The 23881-nt window shown below is 71.9% G+C and carries 18 protein-coding genes and 1 pseudogene; 14 read left to right on the top strand and 5 right to left on the bottom strand.

Annotated elements, in window-relative coordinates; translation table 11 throughout:
* Positions 1-9: 9 nt before the first annotated feature.
* The 3 genes from ACF06X_RS08410 to ACF06X_RS08400 all read right to left on the bottom strand — a co-directional run bounded on the left by ACF06X_RS08410 (position 10) and on the right by ACF06X_RS08400 (position 4468).
* Positions 10-1281 carry an ABC transporter substrate-binding protein gene (locus ACF06X_RS08410; RefSeq protein WP_392286434.1) on the bottom strand — a complete coding sequence of 424 codons (1272 nt, stop codon included), beginning with the start codon at positions 1279-1281 and terminating at the stop codon, positions 10-12.
* A gap of 123 nt (positions 1282-1404) precedes the next feature.
* Positions 1405-3234, bottom strand: coding sequence for an AMP-dependent synthetase/ligase (locus tag ACF06X_RS08405; protein WP_392286433.1), 1830 nt, complete (start codon positions 3232-3234; stop codon positions 1405-1407).
* 367 nt (positions 3235-3601) lie between these two features.
* A complete protein-coding gene (locus ACF06X_RS08400; protein ID WP_392286432.1) occupies positions 3602-4468 on the bottom strand; it encodes a LysR substrate-binding domain-containing protein in 867 nt (288 codons plus the stop codon).
* A gap of 138 nt (positions 4469-4606) precedes the next feature.
* Here ACF06X_RS08400 and ACF06X_RS08395 point away from each other — a divergent pair, with 138 nt between their 5' ends.
* From ACF06X_RS08395 to ACF06X_RS08385, 3 genes are all read left to right on the top strand, one after another.
* Positions 4607-5770 carry a bile acid:sodium symporter gene (locus tag ACF06X_RS08395; RefSeq protein WP_392286431.1) on the top strand — a complete coding sequence of 388 codons (1164 nt, stop codon included), beginning with the start codon at positions 4607-4609 and terminating at the stop codon, positions 5768-5770.
* A gap of 258 nt (positions 5771-6028) precedes the next feature.
* Positions 6029-6550 carry an isochorismatase family protein gene (locus ACF06X_RS08390; RefSeq protein ID WP_392286430.1) on the top strand — a complete coding sequence of 174 codons (522 nt, stop codon included), beginning with the start codon at positions 6029-6031 and terminating at the stop codon, positions 6548-6550.
* Positions 6547-6954 (top strand): (2Fe-2S) ferredoxin domain-containing protein, encoded by a 408-nt coding sequence (locus ACF06X_RS08385; RefSeq protein WP_392286429.1) that lies wholly within the window; start codon positions 6547-6549, stop codon positions 6952-6954. The genes ACF06X_RS08390 and ACF06X_RS08385 overlap by 4 nt, the downstream gene beginning before the upstream one ends.
* A gap of 126 nt (positions 6955-7080) precedes the next feature.
* Here ACF06X_RS08385 and fdhD read toward each other — a convergent pair whose 3' ends face one another.
* A complete protein-coding gene (fdhD, locus tag ACF06X_RS08380) occupies positions 7081-7929 on the bottom strand; it encodes a formate dehydrogenase accessory sulfurtransferase FdhD (RefSeq protein ID WP_392286428.1) in 849 nt (282 codons plus the stop codon).
* Between the two features lie 5 nt (positions 7930-7934).
* Positions 7935-8072: pseudogene (locus tag ACF06X_RS08375) on the bottom strand (Fe-S-binding domain-containing protein); the annotation flags it as partial.
* Between the two features lie 165 nt (positions 8073-8237).
* Here ACF06X_RS08375 and ACF06X_RS08370 point away from each other — a divergent pair.
* The 11 genes from ACF06X_RS08370 to ACF06X_RS08320 all read left to right on the top strand — a co-directional run bounded on the left by ACF06X_RS08370 (position 8238) and on the right by ACF06X_RS08320 (position 23875).
* On the top strand, positions 8238-9185 hold the full coding sequence (locus tag ACF06X_RS08370) for a beta-ketoacyl-ACP synthase III (RefSeq protein ID WP_392286427.1): 948 nt from the start codon (positions 8238-8240) through the stop codon (positions 9183-9185).
* Positions 9186-9518: 333 nt separating this feature from the next.
* On the top strand, positions 9519-10172 hold the full coding sequence (locus ACF06X_RS08365; protein WP_392286426.1) for a hypothetical protein: 654 nt from the start codon (positions 9519-9521) through the stop codon (positions 10170-10172).
* 108 nt (positions 10173-10280) lie between these two features.
* The gene (locus tag ACF06X_RS08360; protein ID WP_392286425.1) at positions 10281-11021 is read left to right on the top strand and encodes a class F sortase; all 741 of its coding nucleotides are present in this window, start codon (positions 10281-10283) and stop codon (positions 11019-11021) included.
* Between the two features lie 110 nt (positions 11022-11131).
* A complete protein-coding gene (locus ACF06X_RS08355; RefSeq protein ID WP_392286424.1) occupies positions 11132-12313 on the top strand; it encodes an ROK family protein in 1182 nt (393 codons plus the stop codon).
* Between the two features lie 309 nt (positions 12314-12622).
* Positions 12623-14113: a sugar ABC transporter ATP-binding protein gene (locus tag ACF06X_RS08350; protein WP_392286891.1), complete on the top strand. Its 1491-nt coding sequence runs from the start codon at positions 12623-12625 to the stop codon at positions 14111-14113.
* Positions 14110-15117 carry an ABC transporter permease gene (locus ACF06X_RS08345; RefSeq protein WP_392286423.1) on the top strand — a complete coding sequence of 336 codons (1008 nt, stop codon included), beginning with the start codon at positions 14110-14112 and terminating at the stop codon, positions 15115-15117. Before ACF06X_RS08350 ends, ACF06X_RS08345 begins: the two co-directional genes overlap by 4 nt.
* 82 nt (positions 15118-15199) lie before the next feature.
* Positions 15200-16237 (top strand): substrate-binding domain-containing protein, encoded by a 1038-nt coding sequence (locus ACF06X_RS08340; RefSeq protein ID WP_392286422.1) that lies wholly within the window; start codon positions 15200-15202, stop codon positions 16235-16237.
* 149 nt (positions 16238-16386) lie between these two features.
* A complete protein-coding gene (locus ACF06X_RS08335) occupies positions 16387-17625 on the top strand; it encodes a Gfo/Idh/MocA family protein (RefSeq protein ID WP_392286890.1) in 1239 nt (412 codons plus the stop codon).
* Between the two features lie 12 nt (positions 17626-17637).
* Positions 17638-18642: a sugar phosphate isomerase/epimerase family protein gene (locus ACF06X_RS08330; protein ID WP_392286421.1), complete on the top strand. Its 1005-nt coding sequence runs from the start codon at positions 17638-17640 to the stop codon at positions 18640-18642.
* A gap of 250 nt (positions 18643-18892) precedes the next feature.
* Positions 18893-22633 (top strand): ThuA domain-containing protein, encoded by a 3741-nt coding sequence (locus ACF06X_RS08325; protein ID WP_392286420.1) that lies wholly within the window; start codon positions 18893-18895, stop codon positions 22631-22633.
* An 84-nt stretch (positions 22634-22717) separates the two neighbouring features.
* Positions 22718-23875 carry an inositol-3-phosphate synthase gene (locus ACF06X_RS08320; protein WP_392286419.1) on the top strand — a complete coding sequence of 386 codons (1158 nt, stop codon included), beginning with the start codon at positions 22718-22720 and terminating at the stop codon, positions 23873-23875.
* Positions 23876-23881: the final 6 nt, after the last annotated feature.

The following is a 23881-nucleotide window of genomic DNA, read 5'->3' as shown; positions in this document are numbered from 1 at the left end:
ACCCCGTTCCTAGCCGAAGGGGATCGGCGGATAGCACTTGAACGGGACGGCCACCTCGTACCGGCCGTTCTTCAGCCGGACGAGCGCACCGCAGCCGAAGCTCTCCTTCTGCCCCTTGGGCTCCGCCCGGTCGCCGACGAGCGTCCCGGTGTCGGAGAAGCCCTTCGCCGCCTTCTGGAAGGACTCGGCGGTCAGGTCCCTGCCCGCCTTCGTGGCGATGGCCAGGAAGAGGTCGGCCGACATGTAGCCGGTCAGCATGTGCATGTTCAGCGGGGGGTTCTTGCCGCCCGCCGCCTTCCTGATGTCCGCCTTGAACTGCCGCATCGCCGGACTGTCCGACTCGAAGGGCTGGAACTGCAGCAGCACGTGCACCCCGTCGAGCGCCTGGCGTGTCGCGTCCTTGGCGAGCAGCCCTGGGTCGTAGTCCGTGGGATCCGAGATCACCCCCCGGTAGCCCGCGCGCTTGAGGGCGGTGAACAGGCCGATGTTGTACGGCGTCTGCATCACCGACACCACGGCGTCGGGCGCCCGGCCGCCGGCGCCGGAGCGGAGGATCTCCTTGGTGTAGGCGGACCAGTCGCTGGGGACGGAGGTCGCCGGCACGACCGCCTTGGCGTACGAGACCTGGAAACCGGCCGCCTTGAAGCCCTGGGTGAAGGTGCGGATGCCGAACTTCCCGGCGTCGTTGTCGCCGGCGATCAGCGCGACCGACCTGCCCCGGGCGCCACCGAGGACGGTGGCGAGCCCCTCGGGCCAGGTCTGGTTGAGCGTGCCGCCGGGAGTGGGGACGAGGCAGCCGTTGAAGCCGTAGAGGTACTCGGGCCCGCAGAAGGAGGGCAGTGTCCCCCAGCCGACGGTCGGCACCTGCTGCCCGTTGAGGAAGTCGGCGCCGGAGAAGGTGACCGAGCTCATGGGGGAGACCGCGAACACCCGCTCCCGCTGGACGAGTTTACGAGCCGCGGCCAGGTTCCTCGCCGGGTCCTGGCCGTCGTCCTCGGCGCCCAGATAGTCGATCCTGCGCCCGTTGACGCCGCCCTCCGCGTTGGCCCGGTCGTAGCGTGCCCGGGCGCCGAGATCGGTGTCCTTCTTGGAGTACCCGCTGGCGGTGGTCATGGAGACGATGCCGCCCACCTTGATCGCGTCGGCGGTGACTCCGCGTGCGGAGGAGGTGCTCCCGCCGCTCCCGCCGCCTTTGCCGCTCCCCCCGCTCGAGGCGGAGTTGCAGGCGGTGACGAGGAGCAGGGTGATGGCGGCGGCGATGGTGCGCAACGGTCGAGGCACGGGCGATCCCTCCGTCGGGTGACCCGCATTCTGTGACCGAGCTGATGAACCGTCAATAACTGATGCGCCGTCAATTGATGAAGCGTCAGGTGCATTGCGCGTACGGGGCGTACCGTGCCGCGATCAGCGGTAAAGCGCCTCGACCTCCACCGCGTAGGCCCTCTCGATCGCCTTCCGCTTCAGCTTCAGCGAGGGAGTGAGCAGCCCGTGCTCCTCGCTGAACGGGTGTGCCAGTATCCGGAACGTACGGATCGACTCCGCCTGCGACACCATCGTGTTGGCCGCCACCACCGCCCGGCGGATCTCCGTCTCCAGGCTCGGGTCGCGGACCAGTTCGGCCGGCGGCAGCGGCGCCCGGCCCTGCATCGCCAGCCAGTGCTCCACCGCCTCCTGGTCCACCGTCACCAGCGCGGCGATGTACGGCCGGTCGTTGCCCACCACGATGCACTGCGCGATCAGGGGATGCGACCGCACCCGCTCCTCGAGGGCGGCCGGCGACACGCTCTTGCCGCTCGAGGTCACCAGGATCTCCTTCTTCCGCCCGGTGATCGTCAGATAGCCGTCCTCGTCGAGCATCCCCAGATCGCCCGTGGCGAGCCAGCCGTCGTTCAGCACGGCGCCGGTGGCCCCCGGATTGTTCAGGTACCCGGAGAAGATGTGTCGGCCGTGCAGCCACACCTCCCCGTCCTCCGCGATGTGCACCGTCGTGCCGGGGATCGGCTGCCCGACCGTGCCGTACCTGGTGCGCTCGGGCGGGTTCGCCGTGGCGGCGGCCGAGGACTCGGTCAGGCCGTACCCCTCGAAGATCGTCACCCCGGCGCCCTCGAAGAACAGCCCCAGCCGCCGGTCCATCCCCGAGCCGCCCGACATCGCGTGCCGGAGCCGCCCGCCCATGGCCTCGCGGACCTTGCCGTACACGACCTTCTCGAAGAACTGGTGCTGCACCCGCAGCGCCGCCGACGGCCCGGGGCCGAGCCCGAAGGCCTTCTGCTCCATCGCCTCGGCGTACCGGACCGCCACCTCGACCGCCTTGTCGAACGGCCCGAGTCTCCCCTCGCTCTCCGCCTTGCGGCGGGCCGCGTGGAAGACCTTCTCGAAGACGTAGGGGACGGCGAGGACGAACGTCGGACGGAAGGTCGCGAGGTCGGGCAGCAGCGCGGACGCCGCGAGGGCTGGCTGGTGGGCGAGCTTCACCCCCGAGCGGACCGCCGCCACCTCCACCATCCGTCCGAAGACGTGCGCGAGCGGAAGGAAGAGCAGCGTGGAGGCCTCGTCGCCCGGCCTGGAGTGGAAGACCGGCTCCCAGCGGCCCACCAGCATGTCCGACTCGAACATGAAGTTGGAGTGCGTGATGACGCAGCCCTTGGGGCGGCCCGTGGTGCCCGAGGTGTAGATGATCGTGGCCACGGACTCCGGCGTCACCGCCCGCCGGTGCCGGTGCACCACGTCCTCGTCGATCTCCGCGCCCGCCGCCGTCAGCTCCGCGACCGCGCCCTCACCCGCGTCCAGCTGCCACAGGCGCCGCAGCAACGGCAGCCGGTCGATCACCGAGCCGATCGTCATGGCGTGGTCCTCGTGCTCCACCACGCACGCCGTCACCTCGGCGTCGTGCAGCATCCAGTAGACCTGCTCGGCGGAGGAGGTGGCGTAGACCGGCACGGGCTGCGCGCCCAGCGTCCACAGCGCGAAGTCGAACAGCGTCCATTCGTAGCGGGTCCTCGCCATGATGGCGACCCGGTCGCCGAACCGTACGCCGTGCGCTATCAGGCCTTTCGCCAGCGCCAGCACCTCGTCGCGGAACTGGGCCGATGTCACGTCCCGCCACCGGCCCCCGGCGTCCTTACGAGCGAACACGACCCGGTCGGGCGTGTTCTCCGCATGATCGAACACGGCGTCCGCCAGACCGCCGACCTGAGGCGCCGCCTCGACGGGCGGCACGGTGAACTCGCGCAATGACCTGCTCCTCGACCGCTCGTTGTCGCGCTCCGTACGGCGCGGGTGACGGTACCCCACCCGACCAGCGGGTTGCAGGGCCTTCACCAAGCCGGGACATTCGGCGTTCGCACAGGTCAGGGGGCGGGGAGCGGGCAAGTGGCGGCGGGCCGCGGCGCGTTGCTGACTCGCGGGTAAGTAGGCTCGGCCGGAATCTCCACTGAATCTGTACGCACCCGTCATATCCGGGCCGACTGGCCTGTCGGTGGGCGTGTCGACGGGCCCGTCGACAGGCGGGTCGACACGCCCATCGGCCCGCCCTCCGCCGCGCGTCGGCGCGGGTGTTCGGTGGCGCGCCGAAGCTCCCGCCACGTCCCTCGCGACCCCGTCAGCGTGGGCGCTGCAGCCGGTCGCCGCCCGCCAGGATCGCCGAGGCCAGAGCGTCCGCCACCACCTGCGCCGCCCCCCGCCGCCGCCCCTTGCGCAGGACGAAGTCCACATCGCCGAGGTCAGGCAGCCCGGCCCTGGCCGGCACCTGGACGAGACCCGGCGGGACCAGACCCCGCGTGTGCGCCATGACACCGAGCCCGGCCCGGGCCGCCGCGATGTTCCCGCTCAGACTGCTGCTCGTACAGGCGATCCGCCAGGCGCGCCCCTGCGCCTCCAGCGCTTCGAGCGCCCGGGCGCGCGTGATCCCCGGCGGCGGGAAGACGATCAGCGGAACGGGCCGGTCCGCGTCGAGGCGCAGCCGCGGGGAGCCGATCCAGATCAGCGAGTCCTGCCACACCAGCTCGCCCCCGCTCTCCTCGGCGCGCCGCTTGGCGAGGATCAGATCCAGCCGGCCCGCCTCCAGTCGGGCGTTCAGCGTCCCGGACAGCTCGACCGTCAGCTCCAGATCCACCTCGGGGTGCTCGCGCCGGAACGACTCCAGGATCTCGGGGAGCCGCGTCACCACGAAGTCCTCCGACGCGCCGAACCGCAGCCGCCCGCGCAGCCGCGTCCCCGTGAAGAACGCCGCGGCCCGCTCGTGCGCCCGCAGGATCGTCCGGGCGAAGCCGAGCATCGCCTCACCGTCCTCCGTCAACTCCACGCTGTGGGTGTCCCGGGTGAACAGCGGCCGCCCGGTGGCGGCCTCCAGACGCCGCACGTGCTGGCTCACGGTCGACTGGCGCAGCCCGAGCCGGCGCGCGGCCTGCGTGAAACTCAGCGTCTGGGCGACCGCGAGAAAGGTACGCAGCTGGGAGGTGTCGTACACGTGATCGAGCTTATCGCGGATCGTGATGACAGTAAGAGCGCTGTGCGGGATTCCCGATCGCCGGCTGAGGGAGCAGGATGGGGAGGGCACGATTCCGCCCCCGGGACCCGACCGCCATCCAGCAGAGCAGTGGAGCACATGAGCCGCCGTACGACCCTTCTGCCGTCCCGGCTTCCGATCGACCCGTACATCCTGGCGCTGCTCGGCACCGTCGGCCTCGCGGCGCTCCTGCCCGCCTCCGGCACCGCCGCCACGGTCGCCGGCGGAGCCTCGACCGCGGCCATCGCCCTGCTGTTCTTCCTCTACGGCGCCCGGCTCTCCACCCGCGAGGCGCTCGACGGACTCCAGCACTGGCGGCTCCACCTCACCGTCCTCTCCTGCACCTTCCTCGTCTTCCCGCTCCTCGGACTCGCGGCGAAGGGTCTCGTACCGGCCGTTCTCACCCCACCGCTCTACAGCGGCCTCCTCTTCCTGTGCCTGGTCCCCTCCACCGTCCAGTCCTCCATCGCCTTCACCTCGATCGCCCGCGGCAACGTGCCCGCGGCGATCTGCGCCGGCTCCTTCTCCTCCCTCGCCGGAATCCTCCTCACCCCGCTGCTCGCCGCGGCCCTGCTCGGGGGCGGCGCGGGCGGATTCTCCGCCGACTCGCTGCTCAAGATCGTGCTTCAGCTGCTCCTGCCCTTCGTGGCCGGACAGCTGCTGCGCCCATGGGTGGGGGCGTTCCTGGTACGGAGGAAGAAGGTGCTCGGGTACGTCGACCGGGGCTCGATCCTGCTCGTCGTGTACGCCGCCTTCAGCCAGGGCATGGTCGCCGGCATCTGGCACCAGGTGACTCCGGCGCGGCTCGGACTGCTGCTCGTCGTCGAGGCCGTGCTGCTCGCGCTGATGCTGACGCTGAGCTGGTACGGGGCGAAAAGGCTCGGCTTCGGCCGGGCGGACCGCATCGCGATCCAGTTCGCGGGCTCGAAGAAGAGCCTGGCGGCGGGGCTCCCGATGGCCGGCGTGCTCTTCGGGGCGCAGGCCTCGCTCGCGGTCCTGCCGCTGATGCTCTTCCACCAGATGCAGCTGATCGTCTGCGCCGTGATCGCCAAGCGCCGGGCACGGGACCCGGAGCCGACGCCGCCCGAGACCCGGGCCGAGACCCGGGCCGAGCCCCGGGCCGAGACCTCGACCGAGCCCCCGGCCGGGACCCGGGCCGAGGCCCGGGCCGGGACCCGGGCCGAGGCCCCGGCCGCCCCTGTCGGCTCGCCGCCCGCGCCGGACCGGCAGCCGTCCGTCGGGACGACGAGTACTCACCCCTGAGACGCGGGGGCCCCGGCTCCCCCGGGGTCGCGCGGCCCGAGACGCGGACCCGGCCCCCCCGGGGCGGACGTGGCCCCCCGCGCGGGCGGGGGCCCCGGCGCGGGCGGGGGCCCCGGGGTGGACGCGACCCCCCCGGGGCGGGTGGGGCCCGAGAGGCGGGCCCCGCCCCCGAGGGGCGACCGTGCCGCCCGGCCCCTCCTTGGCGGGATCACCACCCACCGCCGCCGCGAAGATCAACCGTGCCGATACCGTGCTCCCATGCCCGCACTCGATCCCGGCCGCACCGCGCTCGTCCTCGTCGACCTGATGGAACGCATCGTCGCGCTGCCCCTCGCCCCCCGCTCCGGAACGGACGTCGTCGCCGCCGCGACCCGGCTCGCCGAGACCTTCCGGGCCGCCGGCGCGCCCGTCGTCCACATCAGGGTCGAGCGGCCGAACGTCGACGCCCAGCCGCCCGGCAGCGCACTCGTCCCCTCCCTCGTCCACGACGGCGACCTGATCGTCGTCAAGCGCACGATCGGCGGATTCCACGCCACCGGACTCCACGAACTGCTCGCCGAACGCTCCGTCTCCACCGTGGTCCTCGGCGGCATCGCCACCAACCTCGGTGTCGAGTCCACCGCCCGCGCCGCCTGCGACCTCGGCTACGCACCGGTCTTCGCCGAGGACGCCATGACCGCCTTCACCGCCGACGAGCACCACGCCTCGGTGAGCCTCGACTTCCCCCGCCTCGGCACGGTCGCCACCGTCTGCGAGATCACCCTGGACGGCCCCCGGTGACCCGCGCGCCGATACGCTACGGCGCTCGCCCCTGCTCCCTCGTCGTCTGCCGAGGCTGCTGCTGCGGCGACGCCCGCAAGAACCCCGGCATCGACCACGCCGGCCAGCTCGACCGGCTCCGCCGCGCCGCCGCGGCCTCGGCCGGCCGGCTGTCCGTCCGTACCAGCGACTGCCTCGGCCCGTGCGCCCAGGCCAACGTCGTCGTGGTCCAGCCCTCCACCGAGGGCCGCCGCCGAGGCGGCCGGGCCGCGTGGATCGGCTGGACCGCGGACGACGACTGCCTCGACGACATCCTCGCCTGGACGGCGGCGGGAGGCCCCGGCCTCGCCGACCCCCCGGCCACCCTCACCCTCCAGATGATCGACCCCCCGAAGGAGCCCGGCGCCGGCCGCGCCCGCCGATAAGGGGCGCCCTTACCGGCCAGGTGACGGACAGGGTCTCGGCGACGGGGTACGGGGTACGGGGCTGGTCGGCGCAGGGGGCGCTCCCCGCCGGCCGGTGGCCCGCCCCGTGCAGCGGGGAGCGGCCGGTCAGTCCCGGGAGGCCGCGGCCCCGAGAGCGATCCGGTGCTCGCCCGCGTACACGTTCATGTCCGGGCCGCGCAGGAAGCCGACCAGCGTCAGCCCCGTCTCGGCGGCCAGGTCGACGGCGAGCGACGAGGGCGCCGAGACGGCCGCGAGGACCGGGATGCCCGCCATCACCGCCTTCTGCGCCAGCTCGAACGAGGCCCGCCCCGAGACGAGGAGGATCGCCCGGTCCAGCGGCAGCCGGTCCTCGCGCAGCGCGCGGCCCACCAGCTTGTCCACCGCGTTGTGCCGGCCCACGTCCTCCCGTACGTCGAGCAGCTCCCCGTCCTCCGAGAACAGCGCCGCCGCGTGCAGGCCCCCGGTCCGGTCGAAGACCCGCTGGGCCGCCCGCAGCCGGTCGGGGAGGCCGGCGAGCAGCCCGGGCGTGATCCGGAGCGGGGGAGTGTCGGCGATCGGGAACCGCGCGGTGGTGCGGACGGCGTCCAGACTGGCCTTGCCGCACAGCCCGCACGACGACGTCGTGTACACGTTCCGCTCCAGCGTGATGTCCGGGACCGGAACGCCCGCCGCCAACCGCACGTCCACCACGTTGTACGTGTTCGTGCCGTCGTCCTTGGCACCCGCGCAGTACACGATGTTCCGTACGTCCGAGGCGGCGGCCAGCACCCCCTCGCTCACCAGGAACCCGGCCGCGAGCGCGAAGTCGTCGCCCGGCGTGCGCATGGTGATCGCGAGCGGCCTGCCGTTCAGCCGGATCTCCAGCGGCTCCTCCGCCACCAGGGTGTCGGGCCGCTCGTTCACGGCACCGGCACGGATCCGGATGACGCGCCGTCGCTCGGTGACCCGTCCCATCGTGGCTACACCCGATTCTGTACGTGTTGGAAGCCGAAACGGCCCTTGATGCGGAGGTTGCCGTGGGTCACCGGGTTGTCGTGCGGAGAGGTGACCTTGACGATCTCATTGTCCTGCACGTGCAGGGTCAGGTTGCAGCCCACTGCCGTCCGCTTGTCGCGGTCTCCCAACAGGTCCCGGTGAATGTTGGTGGTTTAGGTGTCCTGTTACTCATCAGTTGCTGGCGAGACTGGGGAGTTCCTGCGTCAAACACGCACCACGCGTCAACCACGCACCACGCGCCACATGAACCCAAGGGGGTCCCGGGCATGACGGGCACTCGTATCGCCGCGCTCGGGCACTACCAGCCCGCGAAGGTCCTGACCAACGACGACCTGGCCGCACTCGTCGACACCAGCGACGAATGGATCAGCAGCAGGGTGGGAATCAGGACCCGGCACATGGCGGGCCCCGACGAGCCCGTCGACGAGCTCGCCGCCCACGCCGCCGGAAAGGCGCTCGCCGCCGCCGGACTCGGCCCCGACGACATCGACCTCGTCCTCGTGGCCACCTCCACCGCGATCGACCGTTCGCCGAACACCGCCGCCCGCGTCGCCGCCCGCCTCGGCATGACCTCGCCTGCCACCATGGACCTCAACGTGGTGTGCGCCGGCTTCACGCACGCCCTGGCCACCGCCGACCACGCGGTGCGCGCCGGAGCGGCCCGCCGGGCCCTCGTCGTCGGCGCCGACAAGATGACCGAGGTCACCGACTGGTCCGACCGCACCACCTGCGTCCTCGTCGGCGACGGCGCCGGCGCGGCGATCGTCGAGGCGGTGGAGGACGGCCAGGAGCCCGGCATCGGCCCCGTCCTGTGGGGCTCGGTCCCCGAGATGGGCCACGCCGTCCGCATCGAGGGCACCCCGCCGCGCTTCGCGCAGGAGGGCCAGTCCGTCTACCGCTGGGCCACCCAGCAGCTCCCGGCCCTCGCCCGCCAGGTCTGCGAGCGCTCGGGCGTCAGGCCCGAGGAACTGGCAGGGGTGGTCCTCCACCAGGCCAACCTGCGGATCATCGAGCCCCTCGCCGCGAAGATCGGCGCCGTCAACGCGATCGTCGCCCGGGACGTGATCGAGTCCGGGAACACCTCGGCGGCCTCGATCCCCCTGGCCCTCGCCAAGCTCGTCGAGCGCGGCGAGCTCCCGTCCGGAGCGCCCACGCTGCTCTTCGGCTTCGGCGGGAACCTCTCGTACGCGGGCCAGGTGATCAGGGTCCCGTAGAACCGGGTCCCGTGGAGCCGGGTCCCGTAGAACATGCGGCACGACCGCTTCGCGACCGGGTCTACGAAGCCCGGCGCGTGACGAGGCACGGGCGACGGCGATCATGCGCGCCCACACGGAACACACCCGCACGACCTACCGCGATCACACCCAGGGCTGAGAAGCGCGCAGTCCTCCCGGGCGGGGCGTTTCCCCCGCTTCGGCCGTTCGGCGGAGCCCGGTGGCGAGGTGTCCGGGCGCGGCCTAGCTTCGATCGCGTCGAGGGGCGTTTCCCGCCGTACGCCGAGAAGTGGAAGACGTCCGCCACGCCCCTCCCGTGATCTGGAGGTCGCCATGCGCGCGATAGGTGTCGCTTCCGCCGCCCTGCTCGCCACCGCCACCGCCGCAGTCACCTTCTCCGCACCGACCGCCGCGGCCGACGACGGCACCGGGATCGGCGCCGAACTCGGGGCCGAATCGGGGACCGGGATCGGGACCGGGGCCGGTACCGGAAGTGACATCACCTCCTTCGGCTTCTCCGTCTCGCCCGAGACGGTCGCCCCCGGCGGCACGGTCACGCTGAAGTCCGACGGGTGCGAGGTGCCGTCCGTCACCGTCTCCTCCGGCGTCTTCGACACCGTCACGCTGAATGAGGGTCACGCGGGCAGCGCCACCGTCGACCTCGACGCCAAGGTCGGCGCCGAGTACGTGGTGACCTTCGACTGCAAGGGCGAGAAGGGCACCACCATGCTCACCATCGCCGGCGGATCCGGCCACTCCACCGGCGGCCACTCCACCGGCGGCCACTCCACCGGCGGTGATTCCACCGGCGGTCATACCGCAGGCGGCACCGACACCGGAGCCCACAAGGGTGTCCGGGCCGGTTTCGGCGGCGGCTTCGGTGAGTTCGGCACCGCCGCCACGGTCACCGGTTCGGTGCTGATCGCGGGCGCGCTCGGCGGCGCCGTCGTCCTGATCCGCCGCCGCGGCGCCCACGGCCGCGCCTGACGGCCGGGACGCGAGGGCCCAGAGACCGCCCTTCCGCCCCGGGGTGACGAGGCCCGGGGCGGAAGGGTCACCACGCGCACCCGGTGCACCCGGTGTACACGCGCACATGTGTCGACGGAGAGAGCGGATCGGATCGTGCAGGGGTCGAATGTTTCGGGCGGGCGCGGCGCCTGGGGTGTCCTCGCCGTCGTCCTCCTCGTGGGCATCCACCTGGTGCGAGGCGGTACGGAGGAATGGCGGGCCGCGGGACCACCGCAGCCGCTCGCCGCCGCCGCCCCCGGCCGGGCCGGCGCCGCCACCACCCCTGACGCGGTCTCCCCCGAGGCCGTCCCCGCTCCGCTGCCCGCCTCGCGCCCCGAACGAGTCCGCGTCCCGGCCCTCCGCGTCGACGCACCCGTCATGGACGTCGGCCTCGACCCCGAAGGGTGGATCGACGCCCCACCCCCGTACGAGAAGAACCTCGCCGGCTGGTTCACCGGCGCCGTCACCCCGGGGGAGCAGGGGACCGCCGTCGTCGTCGGCCATGTCGACACACCCGAGGGGCGCGCCGTCTTCTTCGACCTCGGCGCCCTGCGCAAGGGCCATCGTGTCGAGATCGCCCGCCGCGACGGCACGACGGCCGTCTTCACCGTGTACGGCGTCGAGGTCGTCCCAAAGGACCGCTTCCCGGCCGAGCGGATCTACAAATACGGCGCACTGCCCGAGCTGCGCCTGCTGACCTGCGGCGGAGGCTTCACGAAGGAGAAGGGGTACGACGGGAACGTCGTCGTCTCCGCCCGCCTGGCCGAGGTCCGCCCGCCGGCCACCACCCCGGCCCCGGCTTTGTCCTCACTAGGGAAAAAGTCCTAGCGGATTCACGCACGACTTCTTCCCACTCCGGGACACCACTGCTACGTTCCCCTCCAAAGCCCGACGGAGAGCCCGCGACACGTCACCAAGGGGAGGGGCGCGTGAGACGCATGACGGCACGACCTGCCAACGCGCACCAGGCGCGACTGCTCCGGCTGCTGCGCGACGGAGGACCCAACTCCCGCGCCCAGCTGGGTGATCACATCGATCTCTCCCGCTCCAAGCTCGCCGTCGAGGTCGACCGGCTGCTCGACACCGGCCTCGTCGTCGCGGACGGCTTCGCCGCCTCGCGCGGCGGACGCCGATCGCACAACATCCGGCTCGCCCCCGAACTCCGCTTCCTCGGCATCGACATCGGCGCCACCTCCATCGATGTGGCCGTCACCAACGCCGAGTTGGAGGTGCTCGGGCACATCAACCACCCGATGGACGTCCGCGAGGGCCCCGTCGCCGTCTTCGAGCAGGCCCTGTCCATGGCGGCCAAACTGCGCGCCTCGGGCCTCGCCGAAGGCTTCGACGGCGCCGGCATCGGCGTCCCCGGACCGGTCCGCTTCCCCGAGGGCATCCCGGTCGCACCACCGATCATGCCCGGCTGGGACGGCTTCCCCGTACGGGAGGCGCTCAGCCAGGAACTCGGCTGCCCGGTCATGGTCGACAACGACGTGAACCTCATGGCCATGGGGGAGCAGCACGCCGGCGTCGCCCGCTCGGTCGGGGACTTCCTCTGCGTCAAGATCGGTACGGGCATCGGGTGCGGCATCGTCGTGGGCGGCGAGGTCTACCGCGGTACGACGGGCAGCGCCGGCGACATCGGGCACATCCAGGTCGAACCGGACGGCCGCGCCTGCGCGTGTGGGAACAAGGGCTGCCTGGAAGCCCACTTCAGCGGCGCCGCTCTGGCCCGCGACGCCGAGGACGCGGCGCGCGGCGGCAGGTCGGACGAGCTCGCCGGGCGCCTGGCGGCGGCCGGCCGGCTCACGGCGGTCGACGTCGCCGCGGCGGCCGCCGCCGGGGACGCCACCGCCCTCGGACTCATCCGTGAGGGCGGCAACCGGGTCGGGCAGGTCATCGCCGGACTCGTGAGCTTCTTCAATCCCGGTCTGGTGGTGATCGGCGGCGGGGTCACCGGCCTCGGTCACAACCTCCTCGCCAGTGTCCGCACCCAGGTCTACCGGCAGTCCCTGCCGCTGGCCACCGGCAATCTCCCCATCGTGCTCGGCGAGTTGGGCCCGGCGGCCGGGGTCATCGGCGCGGCCCGTCTCATCAGCGATCACCTCTTCTCCCCGGCCTGACGCGTCGGGGGAGCTCCCGACCGACGACCCCACCGGGCGGCACCGTCCTCACCTCGCCCGGCCGCACCGCCACACCCTGCCCCGCCCCCTTCACCACCCTCTGGTCACCACCCTCACCACCCTGGTCACCACCCTCTGGTTCACCACCTTCTGGTCACCCTCCTGGTCCCACCCTGCCCACTCACGGCCGCACCCGCCGAGGGGAGCTTCGTCATGGCACCGGAACCGCCGCCGCCCCCACCCCCCTTCCCAGCCCCGCCCCCGCCCGTCAGCAGCGCCACGCCCGCCTCCGTACCGCCGCTGCTCACCATGTCCGGCATCACCAAGTCCTTTCCCGGCGTCCGCGCCCTCGACGGCGTCGACCTGGAGGTCGCGCCCGGCGAGGTCCACTGCCTCCTCGGACAGAACGGCGCCGGCAAGTCCACCCTCATCAAGATCCTCGCCGGCGCCCACCAGCCCGACGGCGGTCGCATCAGCTGGCGCGGCAGCCCCGTCCAGCTGCGCTCGCCGATCGCCGCCATGCGCCTCGGGATCGCCACCATCTACCAGGAACTCGACCTGGTGGAGGGGCTGTCCGTCGCCGAGAACGTCCACCTCGGCCACGAACCCACCACCGCCGGATTCGTCGTCCGCGGCCGCGCCGCCCGCGCCGCGACCGCGGCGCTCCTCGAACGGCTCGGCCACCCCGAGATCGACCCGGCCCGGCGCGTCGGCGAACTCTCCGCCGCACACCGGCAGATCGTCTCGATGGCCCGCGCGCTCTCCCACGACGTCCGCCTCATCGTGATGGACGAACCGTCCGCGGCCCTCGACCCTGACGAGGTCGACAACCTCTTCCGTATCGTCGCCGACCTCACCGCGAACGGCGTCGCCGTCGTCCACATCTCCCACCGCCTCGAGGAGATCCGCCGCATCGGCGACCGGGTCACCGTCCTCAAGGACGGCCGGGCCGTCGCCGGGGGACTGCCCGCGGCCTCCACGCCCACCCGGGACATCGTCGCCCTGATGACCGGCCGCGACGTCGCCTACGTCTTCCCCGAACGTCCGGCCGCTCCTCCGGCCGCCCCACCCGTGCTGCGGATCCAAGGCCTGGCCCGGGAGGGGGAGTTCGAGCCGGTCGACCTCGACCTGCGGCCCGGCGAGATCGTCGGCCTCGCCGGACTCGTCGGTTCGGGCCGCTCCGAGATCCTGGAGACGGTCTTCGGCGCCCGGAAGCCCACCGCCGGACGTGTCCTCGTCGACGGCCGCGCCCTGCGCCCCGGCAGTGTCCGGGACGCGGTCCGTGCCGGTCTCGGCCTCGCCCCCGAGGAGCGCAAGGCCCAGGGCCTGCTGATGCTGGAGTCCGTGACCCGGAACGTCTCGGTGTCCACGCTCGCCCGCTTCTCCCGCGCCGGCTGGATCGACCGTACCGCCGAACGGGCGTCCTCCCGCGCGGCCACCCGGGAACTCTCGCTGCGGCCCGACAACCCCGACGCCCCGATCCGTACCCTCTCCGGCGGAAACCAGCAGAAGGCCGTCCTCGCCCGCTGGCTGCTGCGCGGCTGCCGCGTCCTGCTGCTCGACGAGCCGACCCGCGGCGTCGACGTCGGCGCCCGCGCCGAGCTCTACGCCGTCATCCGCCGCCTCGCCGACGACGGGCTCGCCGTCCTCCTCGTGTCGAGCGAAGTGCCCGAGGTGCTCGGCCTCGCCGACCGCGTCGTGGTGCTCAGGGAGGGCCGGGTCGTCCACACGGCGCCCGCCCGTGACCTCGACGAACACCGCGTACTCGACCTCGTGATGGAAGGGAGCCCGACGTCATGACGCTGTCCACCGCGAAGAGCACCGAGGCGCCCGCGCAGCGGAGCGGCCGACGCGCGCTCGGTCTCAAGGCCGACGTCCGCAACCTCTCCCTGCTGGGTGTGCTGACGATCCTGATCGCCGTCGGCGGCTTCACCAGGCCGGACGAGTTCCTGGCCACCTCCAACCTCCAACTGGTCCTCACCCAGGCCTCGGTGATCGGTGTCGTCACCGTCGGCATGACCTTCGTCATCACCAGCGGCGGCATCGACCTCTCCGTCGGCGCGATCGTCGCCCTCGCCTCCGTCTGGGCGACCACGCTGGCCACTCAGGAGTACGGATTCGCCGGCATCCTCTTCACCGCCGTCGTGGTCGGCGTCGCCTGCGGACTCGTGAACGGTCTGCTCATCGCGTACGGCGGGATGGTGCCGTTCATCGCGACCCTGGCCATGCTCGCCTCGGCCCGCGGCCTCGCCCTGCAGATCACCGACGGCCGCACCCAGATCGTCACCGTCGACTCCGTCCTCGACCTCGGCGTCCCCGACGCCTACCTGCTCGGCGTCCCGCCGCTGGTCCTCGTCTTCGCCGCCGTCACCGTCGCGGGCTGGCTCATCCTCAACCGGACCACCTTCGGCCGCCGCACGGTCGCCGTCGGTGGCAACGCGGAAGCCGCCCGCCTCGCCGGCATCGACGTCCGCCGCCAGCGCCTCTACCTCTACCTGCTGTCCGGAATGTGCTGCGGCATCGCCGCCTTCCTGCTGATCATCCTCTCCGGGTCCGGCCAGAACACCAACGGCAACCTGTACGAACTCGACGCCATCGCCGCCGCCATCATCGGCGGCACCCTGCTCACCGGCGGCCGAGGAACCATCGTCGGCTCCGTCCTCGGTGTCCTGGTCTTCACCACGATCACCAACATCTTCGCGCTCAACAACCTGCAGAGCGACGTCCAGCAGATCGCCAAGGGCGCGATCATCGTCGCCGCCGTCCTGATCCAGCGCCGCACCCTGCGCAACGGCGAAGCCTGACCCCACCCACCCCACCCCCCAACCCCCCGCCCCGCCGCTCACCCCTCACCCCCGCCCCCTCTTGTCGAAGGGACCCACCGCCATGCCGCAAACCAGCCGCAGAGGACTGCTGTTCGGCACCGCCGCCGTCTCCGCCGGCGCGGTTCTCACCGCCTGCACCAGCAACGAACCCAAGAACCAGGCACCGGCCGCGAACAACGTCCCGGCCGCCGACGACAAGCCCGGCACCCCCGTCACCATCGGCTTCGCCGGCCCCCAGGCCGACCACGGCTGGCTCAACGCCATCAACCAGAACGCCAAGGACCGGGCGAAGAAGTACTCCGAGGTGACCCTGGAGATCACCGAGGGATCCAACGACACCGCCGCCCAGATCGGCCAGATCCAGACCCTCATCAACAAGAAGGTCGACGTCCTGGTCATCCTCCCCGCCGACGGCAAGGCCCTCACCCAGGTCGGCCTCCAGGCCATGAAGGCCGGCATCCCCGTCATCAACCTCGACCGGATCTTCGCCTCCCCGCAGGCCTACCGCTGCTGGATCGGCGGCGACAACTACGGCATGGGCCTCAACGCCGGCCGCTACATCGGCGAACAGCTCAAGGACAAGCCGAACGCCAAGGTGATCGAGCTGGCGGGCATGGACAGCCTGGAACTCACCAAGCAGCGCACCCAGGGCTTCGACGACGCCCTCAAGAACTACCCCAACATCACCAAGGTCGCCCGCCAGGCCGCCGACTTCACCGTCGAGTCCGGGCAGGCCAAGATGGCCCAACTCCTCCAGGCGCAGGGCCAGTTCGACGCCCTGTGGAACCACGACGACGACCAGGGCGTGGGCGCCCTGCGCGCCATCGCCCAGGCCGGCCGCAAGGACTTCCTGATGGTCGGCGGCGCCGGCGCCAAGTCCGCCATGGACGCCATCAAGGCCGACGACAGCGTCCTCAAGGCGACCGTCCTCTATCCGCCGACCATGGCCGCCTCCGCCATCGACCTGGCCCGCGCGCTCGGCCAGAAGAAGGGTGTCGGAGGGATGTCCGAGCTGGAGATCCCGGCCTCCATCACCCTCTACTCGGCCGTCGTGACCAAGGACAACGTCGACCAGTACCTGCCCACCGGCTTCAGCTGACCGGCCTCCGGCCGCCCCCACCGCGCAACCGACGAGGAGGAATCCGTATGGAACTGAGGGACAGCGAGGCCGACGAGGCCACGCCGCCGAGCCGCCGGCCGAGCCACTCGCCGAGCCGGCCGCCGAGCCGGCCAGCACTCGGCGTCGGCATGGTCGGGTACGCGTTCATGGGCGCCGCCCACTCCCAGGGGTGGCGCACGGCCGGACGCGTCTTCGACCTGCCGATGCGACCGGTCCTGGCCGCCGTCGCGGGCCGGTCGGCAGCCGCCGTCCGCGCGGCCGCCGACCGGCACGGCTGGGCGGCCGCCGAGACCGACTGGCGCGCCCTCGTCGCCCGCGACGACGTCCACCTCGTGGACGTCTGCACCCCGGGTGACAGCCATGCGGAGATCGCCGTCGCCGCCCTGGAGGCGGGCAAGCACGTCCTGTGCGAGAAGCCGCTCGCCAACTCGGTCGCCGAGGCGGAGGCCATGGTCACCGCCGCCGAAGCGGCCGCCGCCCGCGGCCAGATCGCCATGGTCGGCTTCAACTACCGGCGCGTGCCGGCCCTCGCGTACGCACGCCGGCTCGTCGCCGACGGCCGGCTCGGCGCCCTGCGGCACGTGCGGGTCACCTATCTGCAGGACTGGCTCGTCGACCCCGGCTTCCCGCTGACCTGGCGCCTGGAACGCGAGCACGCCGGCTCGGGCGCGCTGGGAGACCTCGGGGCGCACGCCGTCGACCTCGCGCAGTACCTCGCGGGGGAGCCGCTGGTCGGCGTCTCGGCGCTCACCGAGACGTTCGTACGGGAACGGCCCCTGCTCGCCGGCGTCTCGTCGGGCCTGTCCGGAACCGCCGCGGACGGCGCGGGCGGCGTGGGCGGCGTGGGCGGCGTGGGCGGGCCGAGCGGGCCGGGTGGCGCGGCAGCCACGGGCGGGGCGGGGCGGACGTACGGGGAGGTGACGGTGGACGACGCGGCCCTGTTCACCGGACGGCTCGCCTCCGGAGCGCTCGCCTCCTTCGAGGCGACCCGGATGGCGGCGGGCCGCAAGAACGCCCTGCGCCTGGAGATCAACGGGGAGAAGGGCTCCCTCGCCTTCGACCTGGAGCGGCTCAACGAACTCTCCTTCCACGACCACACCGAACCGGCCGTCTCCGCGGGCTTCCGCCGCATCCTGGTGACCGAGCCGGGCCACCCGTACCTGGAGGGCTGGTGGCCCCCCGGACACGCGCTCGGCTACGAGCACACCTTCGCGCACCAGGCCCGCGACCTCGTCCACGCCATCGCGACCGGGACCGCGCCCGCGCCGTCCTTCGCAGACGGGCTCCAGGTCCAGCGGGTGCTGGCCGCGGTGGAGGAGAGCGCCCAGAAGAACGCCGTCTACACCCCCGTACCCGTACAGGTCTAGGAGGCCGCGACCGTGCCACGTCCCTTCACGCTCTTCACCGGCCAGTGGGCCGACCTGCCCCTGGAGGAGGTCTGCCGGCTCGCCCGTGACTTCGGCTACGACGGCCTCGAACTCGCCTGCTGGGGCGACCACTTCGAGGTCGACAAGGCCCTCGCCGACCCCTCGTACGTCGAGGGCCGGCGCGCCCTCCTCGAGAAGTACGGGCTGACCTGCTGGGCGATCTCCAACCACCTGGTGGGGCAGGCCGTCTGCGACCATCCGATCGACGAACGCCACCAGGCGATCGTCCCGGCCAGGATCTGGGGCGACGGGGAGCCGGAAGGCGTACGGCGACGGGCGGCGGCCGAGCTCGCCGACACCGCACGCGCCGCGGCGGCCCTCGGCGTCGACACCGTCGTCGGGTTCACCGGATCGTCGATCTGGCACCTGGTCGCGATGTTCCCGCCGGTGCCGGAGCGGATGATCGAGCGCGGCTTCGAGGACTTCGCGGAGCGCTGGAACCCGATCCTGGACGTCTTCGACGCCGAGGGCGTGCGGTTCGCGCACGAGGTCCATCCGAGCGAGATCGCCTACGACTACTGGACCACCCAGCGGGCCCTGGAGGCGGTCGGCCGCCGGCCGGCCTTCGGTCTCAACTTCGACCCGAGCCATTTCGTCTGGCAGGACCTGGACCCGGTCGGCTTCCTCTGGGACTTCCGCGACCGGATCTACCACGTGGACTGCAAGGAGGCCCGCAAACGCCTCGACGGCCGCAACGGGCGGCTCGGCTCCCATCTGCCCTGGGGCGACCCCCGGCGCGGCTGGGACTTCGTCTCGGCGGGGCACGGCGACGTCCCCTGGGAGGACGTCTTCCGGATGCTCCGCTCGATCGGCTACACCGGGCCCGTCTCGGTGGAGTGGGAGGACGCCGGCATGGACCGGCTCACCGGCGCGCCTGAAGCGCTTTCCCACTTGAAGCGGTACGACTTCGACCCCCCGGCGGCCTCCTTCGACGCCGCCTTCGGAGCCGACCGCTAGCCATCCGCGCAGGTGAGCGCCTGGCGGCGGCCTCGCTGCCAGGTCGATCCGGCCTGCCCTCGGGAGGCTTTGTCCTCTCGCGGTGAAAAGTTCAACCCCAGTGGTGCACAAGGGCTTTCCGTGGCGGACGGCCAAAGGCTACGGTCCCTGATGTGTACATGACGTGACAGCGGTACGTGACGACCAGCGTGACGGCGCACGCCGGTCCCCGGACACCCCCGCACACCCGGCCCTACTCCGGAGGACACCCGTGCACAGACAACGACTCCGAGCCAGGAAAACCCTCGCCCTCCTCACCGTCGGACTGCTCGCCCTCGGCGCCCCCCAGGTCCTCGCCGCGGACACGGACGACACCACCGCCACCAGGACCCCGGCAGCGACCACCACCGGCGCGGCGGCGGCCGCGACCGCCGCCGCCGAGGAATTCCAGCAGGTCACCCTCGCCAAGGGCGGCGAAGAAGTCGGCGAACCGATGTCGCTCGCCGTACTCCCCGACCGCAGCGTCCTGCACACCTCCCGCAGCGGCGAACTCCGCCGCACCGACGCCGCCGGCAACACCCGCGTCATCGGCACCGTCCCCGTCTACTCCCACGACGAGGAAGGCCTCCAAGGCATCGGCCTCGACCCGAACTTCGCCCAGAACAGAGCCATCTACCTCTACTACGCCCCGCCCCTCACCACCCCCGCAGGCGACGCCCCCAACGACGGCACCCCCGCCGACTTCGCCCCGTACGAAGGCGTCAACCGCCTCTCCCGCTTCACCCTCAACACCGACGGCACCCTCGACAACGCCAGCGAGAAGAAGGTCATCGACATCCCCGCCACCCGGGGCATCTGCTGCCACGTCGGCGGCGACATCGACTTCGACGCCCAGGGCAACCTCTACCTGTCGACCGGCGACGACTCCAACCCCTTCGCCTCCGACGGCTACACCCCCATCGACGAACGCCCCGGCCGCAACCCCGCCTACGACGCCCGCCGCACCTCCGGCAACACCAACGACCTGCGCGGCAAGATCCTCCGCATCAAGGTCGCCGACGACGGCTCCTACACGATCCCGCCCGGCAACCTCTTCGCCCCCGGGACCGACAAGACCCGCCCCGAGATCTACGCCATGGGCTTCCGCAACCCCTTCCGCTTCAGCGTCGACAAGACCACCGGCGTCCTCTACGTCGGCGACTACGGCCCCGACGCCGGCGCCGCCGACCCCACCCGCGGACCCGCCGGCCAAGTCGAGTTCGCCCGCGTCACCAAACCCGGCAACTTCGGCTGGCCCTTCTGCACCGGTAACAACGACCCCTACGTCGACTACGACTTCGCCACCAAGACCTCCGGCGCCACCTTCGACTGCGCCGCACCCAAGAACGACTCCCCCCACAACACCGGACTCGTCGACCTCCCACCCTCCGAACCCGCCTGGATCCCCTACAACGGCGGCTCCCTCCCCGAGTTCGGCACCGGCTCCGAATCCCCCATGGGCGGACCCGTCTACCGCTACGACCCCGCCAACACCTCCCCGGTCAAGTTCCCGGAGTCGTACGACGGAGACTTCTTCGCCGGCGAATTCGGCCGTCGCTGGATCAAGCGCATCGAGCACGGCGCCGACGGCACCGTCCAGTCCATCAACCCCGTCCCCTGGACCGGCACCCAGGTCATGGACATGAGCTTCGGCCCCGACGGAGCCCTCTACGTCCTCGACTACGGCACCGCCTGGTTCGGCGGCGACCACAACGCCGGCCTCTACCGCATCGAGAACGCCACCGGCGGCCGCTCACCCGTCGCCGAAGCGAGCGCCACCAAAACCTCCGGCGTCGCACCTCTCAAGGTCACCTTCTCCTCCGCCGGCACCACCGACGGCGACGGCGACCCCCTCACCTACCACTGGGACTTCGGCGACGGCGCCACCTCCACCGCCGCCCACCCCACCCACACCTACCGCAAGAACGGCACCTACACCGCCACCGTGACCGCCAAGGACCCCTCAGGCCGCACCGGCTCCGCCTCCGTCCACATCGTCGTCGGCAACACCGCACCCAAGGTGACCCTCGAACTGCCCGCCGAAGGAGCCCTCTTCAACTTCGGCGACGACATCCCCTTCAAGGTGACGGTCACCGACCCCGAAGACGGCGCCACCCGACCCATCGACTGCACCAAGGTCAAGGTCACCTACATCCTCGGCCACGACAGCCACGGCCACCCCGTCACCTCAGCCAACGGCTGCACCGGCACCATCAAGACCTCCGCCGACGGCGGCCACGACGACGACGCCAACATCTTCGCCGTCTTCGACGCCGAATACACCGACGGCGGAGGCGGCGGCCAAGCCCCCCTCACCACCCACGACCAGGCCAAACTCCAGCCCCGCCACCGCCAGGCCGAACACTTCGACACCCAGAGCGGCACCAGCGTCATCGACAAGGCACCGGCCAACGGCGGCCGCACCGTCGGCGACATCCACAACGGCGACTGGATCGCCTTCACCCCCTACAACCTCACCGGATCCACCAAACTCACCGCCCGCGTCTCCTCCGGCGGCGCCGGCGGCTTCCTCGAAGTCCGCACCGGATCACCCACCGGCACCCTCCTCGGCTCCGCCCCCGTACCCGTCACCGGCGGCTGGGAGACCTTCCAGGACATCGACGTACCCCTGCGCAACGTCCCCCGCAGAACCACCCAGCTCCACCTCGTCTTCAAGGGAGGCGCCGGCGCCCTCTACGACCTCGACGACTTCACCATCAGCAACACCCCCGTCGACCGGACCACCAAGCGCGTCCTCGTCTTCTCCCGCACCGCCGGCTACCGCCACGACTCCATCGGCACCGGCATCACCGCACTCAAGGAACTCGGCGCCGGCAGCGACATCACCGTCGACACCACCGAAGAACCACGCCAGTTCACCAGCGCCAACCTCGCCCGCTACGACGCCGTCGTCTTCCTCTCCACCACCGGCGACGTCCTCGACGCCGACCAGCAGACCGCCTTCGAGAACTACCTCTCCAACGGCGGCGGATACATGGGCATCCACGCCGCCGCCGACACCGAATACGACTGGGAGTTCTACGGCGGACTCGTCGGCGCCCACTTCCACTCCCACCCGCACATCCAGCCCGCGACCGTACGCGTCGAGGACCACGACCACCCCGCCACCGCCCACATCGACGCACCCTGGCAGCGCACCGACGAGTGGTACAACTACCGCACCAACCCCCGGGGCCAGGCCCGCATCCTCGCCACCCTCGACGAAACCACCTACCAGGGCGGCACGATGAAGGGCGACCACCCCATCGCCTGGTGCAAGTCCTACGGCGGCGGCCGCTCCTTCTACACCGGCGGCGGCCACACCAAGGAGTCCTACACCGAACCCGCCTTCCGCCAACACCTCCTCGGCGGACTGCGCTACGCCACCGGTCAGGTCACCGCCGACTGCCGGCCCCGGACCGGCTACCGCGACCTCTTCAACGGCGAGACCCGCGAAGGCTGGAAGCAGGCCGGCCCCGGCAGCTTCGACGTCGCCGACGGCGAACTGCGCACCGTCGGCGGCATGGGAATGCTCTGGTACCAGGCCAAGGAGTTCACCTCCTACTCCCTCACCCTCGACTGGAAGACCGAGGGCGACGACAACTCCGGGGTCTTCGTCGGCTTCCCCGCCTCCGACGACCCCTGGTCCGCCGTGAACAACGGCTACGAGATCCAGATCGACGCCACCGACGCCCCCGACCGCACCACCGGAGCCGTCTACGGCTTCAAGTCGGCGAACCTCACCGCCCGCGACGCGGCCCTGCGGCCCCCCGGCCAGTGGAACACCTACGAGATCCGCGTCCAGGGCGAACGGCTCCAGGTCTTCCTCAACGGAGTAAAGATCAACGACTTCACCAACACCGACCCCGCCCGCAGCCTCACGAACGGCCACATCGGCATCCAGAACCACGGAGCCGACGACCAGGTGTCCTTCCGCGACATCCGACTGAAGGAGCTCACCCCGACCCCGTAGAGCTCCCCGCACAGCCGGCGGCGGGCGGGGAGGCGCCGTACCCCCCGCCCGCCGTCTCCACCCCAGAACAAGGGAGGCAGCGACGTGACCCCTGGAACACCAACACGTACCGGAGTCTGGCTCATCGGAGCGAGAGGCTCCGTCGCCACCACCGTGGTGGCCGGCTGCGCCGCCATGACGGCCGGCCTGCACCCACCCACCGGCATGGCCACCGAAACCCGCGCCTTCGCCACGGCCTGCCTGCCCCCACTGTCCTCCCTCGTCTTCGGTGGACACGACACCACCACCTGCCCCCTGCCCAAACGGGCCGAGGAACTCACCGCCGCCGGCGTCCTGCCCCACGGCCTCGCCGCCGCCGTGGCCACCGAACTCCACACCGCCGACGAACGGATCAGACCCGGCGGCCCCCTGCCGGGAGACCCCCGCACCGACGAAGAACTCATCACCCTCTTCGCCGCCGACCTGACGGACTTCCGCGAACGACTGGACCTGGCCAGGGTCGTGGTCGTCAATGTGGCCTCCACGGAACCGGCGTCGGGGGACGGGCGGCTTCCGGGTGGTGCGGAACCGGCGTCGGGGGGCGCCGGACTCCCGCCCAGCTCTCTCTACGCGGCCGCCGCGCTCCGCGCGGGCTGCCCCTACGTCAACTTCACCCCCTCCACCGGACTGCGCCACCCCGCCCTCACCGACACCGTCACCACGAGCCGACTTCCCCACGCCGGCCGCGACGGCAAGACCGGCCAGACACTCCTGCGCTCCGTCCTCGCCCCGATGTTCGTCCAGCGCGCCCTGACCGTACGGGCCTGGTCCGGCACCAACCTGCTCGGCGGCGGCGACGGCGCGGCCCTCGCCGACCCGGCCGCCGCGGCCGCGAAGAACGCCGGCAAGGAACGCGTCCTCGCCGAGGTCCTCGGCGGCGCACCCCAGGGCCAGGTCCACATCGACGACGTACCGGCCCTGGGGGAGTGGAAGACGGCCTGGGACCACATCGCCTTCGACGGCTTCCTCGGCTCCCGCATGACCCTCCAGACGACCTGGCAGGGATGCGACTCGGCCCTCGCCGCCCCGCTCGTCCTCGACCTCGCCCGACTGACGGCCCGCGCCCACGAGAAGGGCCTCACCGGACCCCTGGAGGACCTGGCCTTCTACTTCAAGGACCCGGAGGGCGACGCGCCCGCCGCCCTGGCGGAACAGTACGACCGCCTGCTGGCCTTCGGCGCACGCCTGGGGGAGGGGCGGTGACGGCGG

It is taken from the genome of Streptomyces sp. NPDC015346 (assembly GCF_043078785.1).
GTDB lineage: Bacteria > Actinomycetota > Actinomycetes > Streptomycetales > Streptomycetaceae > Streptomyces.
The sequence above is the reverse complement of the archived record's forward strand: the minus strand, read 5'-3'. Positions and strand labels throughout refer to the sequence as shown.

What these genes read in the sequence shown, in the direction of transcription:
- ACF06X_RS08340 (WP_392286422.1), top strand. Translation starts at nt 15,200, where the DNA reads ATGCCGCAAACCAGCCGCAGAGGACTGCTGTTCGGCACCGCCGCCGTC.
- ACF06X_RS08335 (WP_392286890.1), top strand. Translation starts at nt 16,387, where the DNA reads ATGGTCGGGTACGCGTTCATGGGCGCCGCCCACTCCCAGGGGTGGCGC.
- ACF06X_RS08365 (WP_392286426.1), top strand. Translation starts at nt 9,519, where the DNA reads ATGCGCGCGATAGGTGTCGCTTCCGCCGCCCTGCTCGCCACCGCCACC.
- ACF06X_RS08370 (WP_392286427.1), top strand. Translation starts at nt 8,238, where the DNA reads ATGACGGGCACTCGTATCGCCGCGCTCGGGCACTACCAGCCCGCGAAG.
- ACF06X_RS08345 (WP_392286423.1), top strand. Translation starts at nt 14,110, where the DNA reads ATGACGCTGTCCACCGCGAAGAGCACCGAGGCGCCCGCGCAGCGGAGC.
- ACF06X_RS08390 (WP_392286430.1), top strand. Translation starts at nt 6,029, where the DNA reads ATGCCCGCACTCGATCCCGGCCGCACCGCGCTCGTCCTCGTCGACCTG.
- ACF06X_RS08355 (WP_392286424.1), top strand. Translation starts at nt 11,132, where the DNA reads ATGACGGCACGACCTGCCAACGCGCACCAGGCGCGACTGCTCCGGCTG.
- ACF06X_RS08395 (WP_392286431.1), top strand. Translation starts at nt 4,607, where the DNA reads ATGAGCCGCCGTACGACCCTTCTGCCGTCCCGGCTTCCGATCGACCCG.
- fdhD (WP_392286428.1), bottom strand. Translation starts at nt 7,929, where the DNA reads ATGGGACGGGTCACCGAGCGACGGCGCGTCATCCGGATCCGTGCCGGT.
- ACF06X_RS08350 (WP_392286891.1), top strand. Translation starts at nt 12,623, where the DNA reads ATGTCCGGCATCACCAAGTCCTTTCCCGGCGTCCGCGCCCTCGACGGC.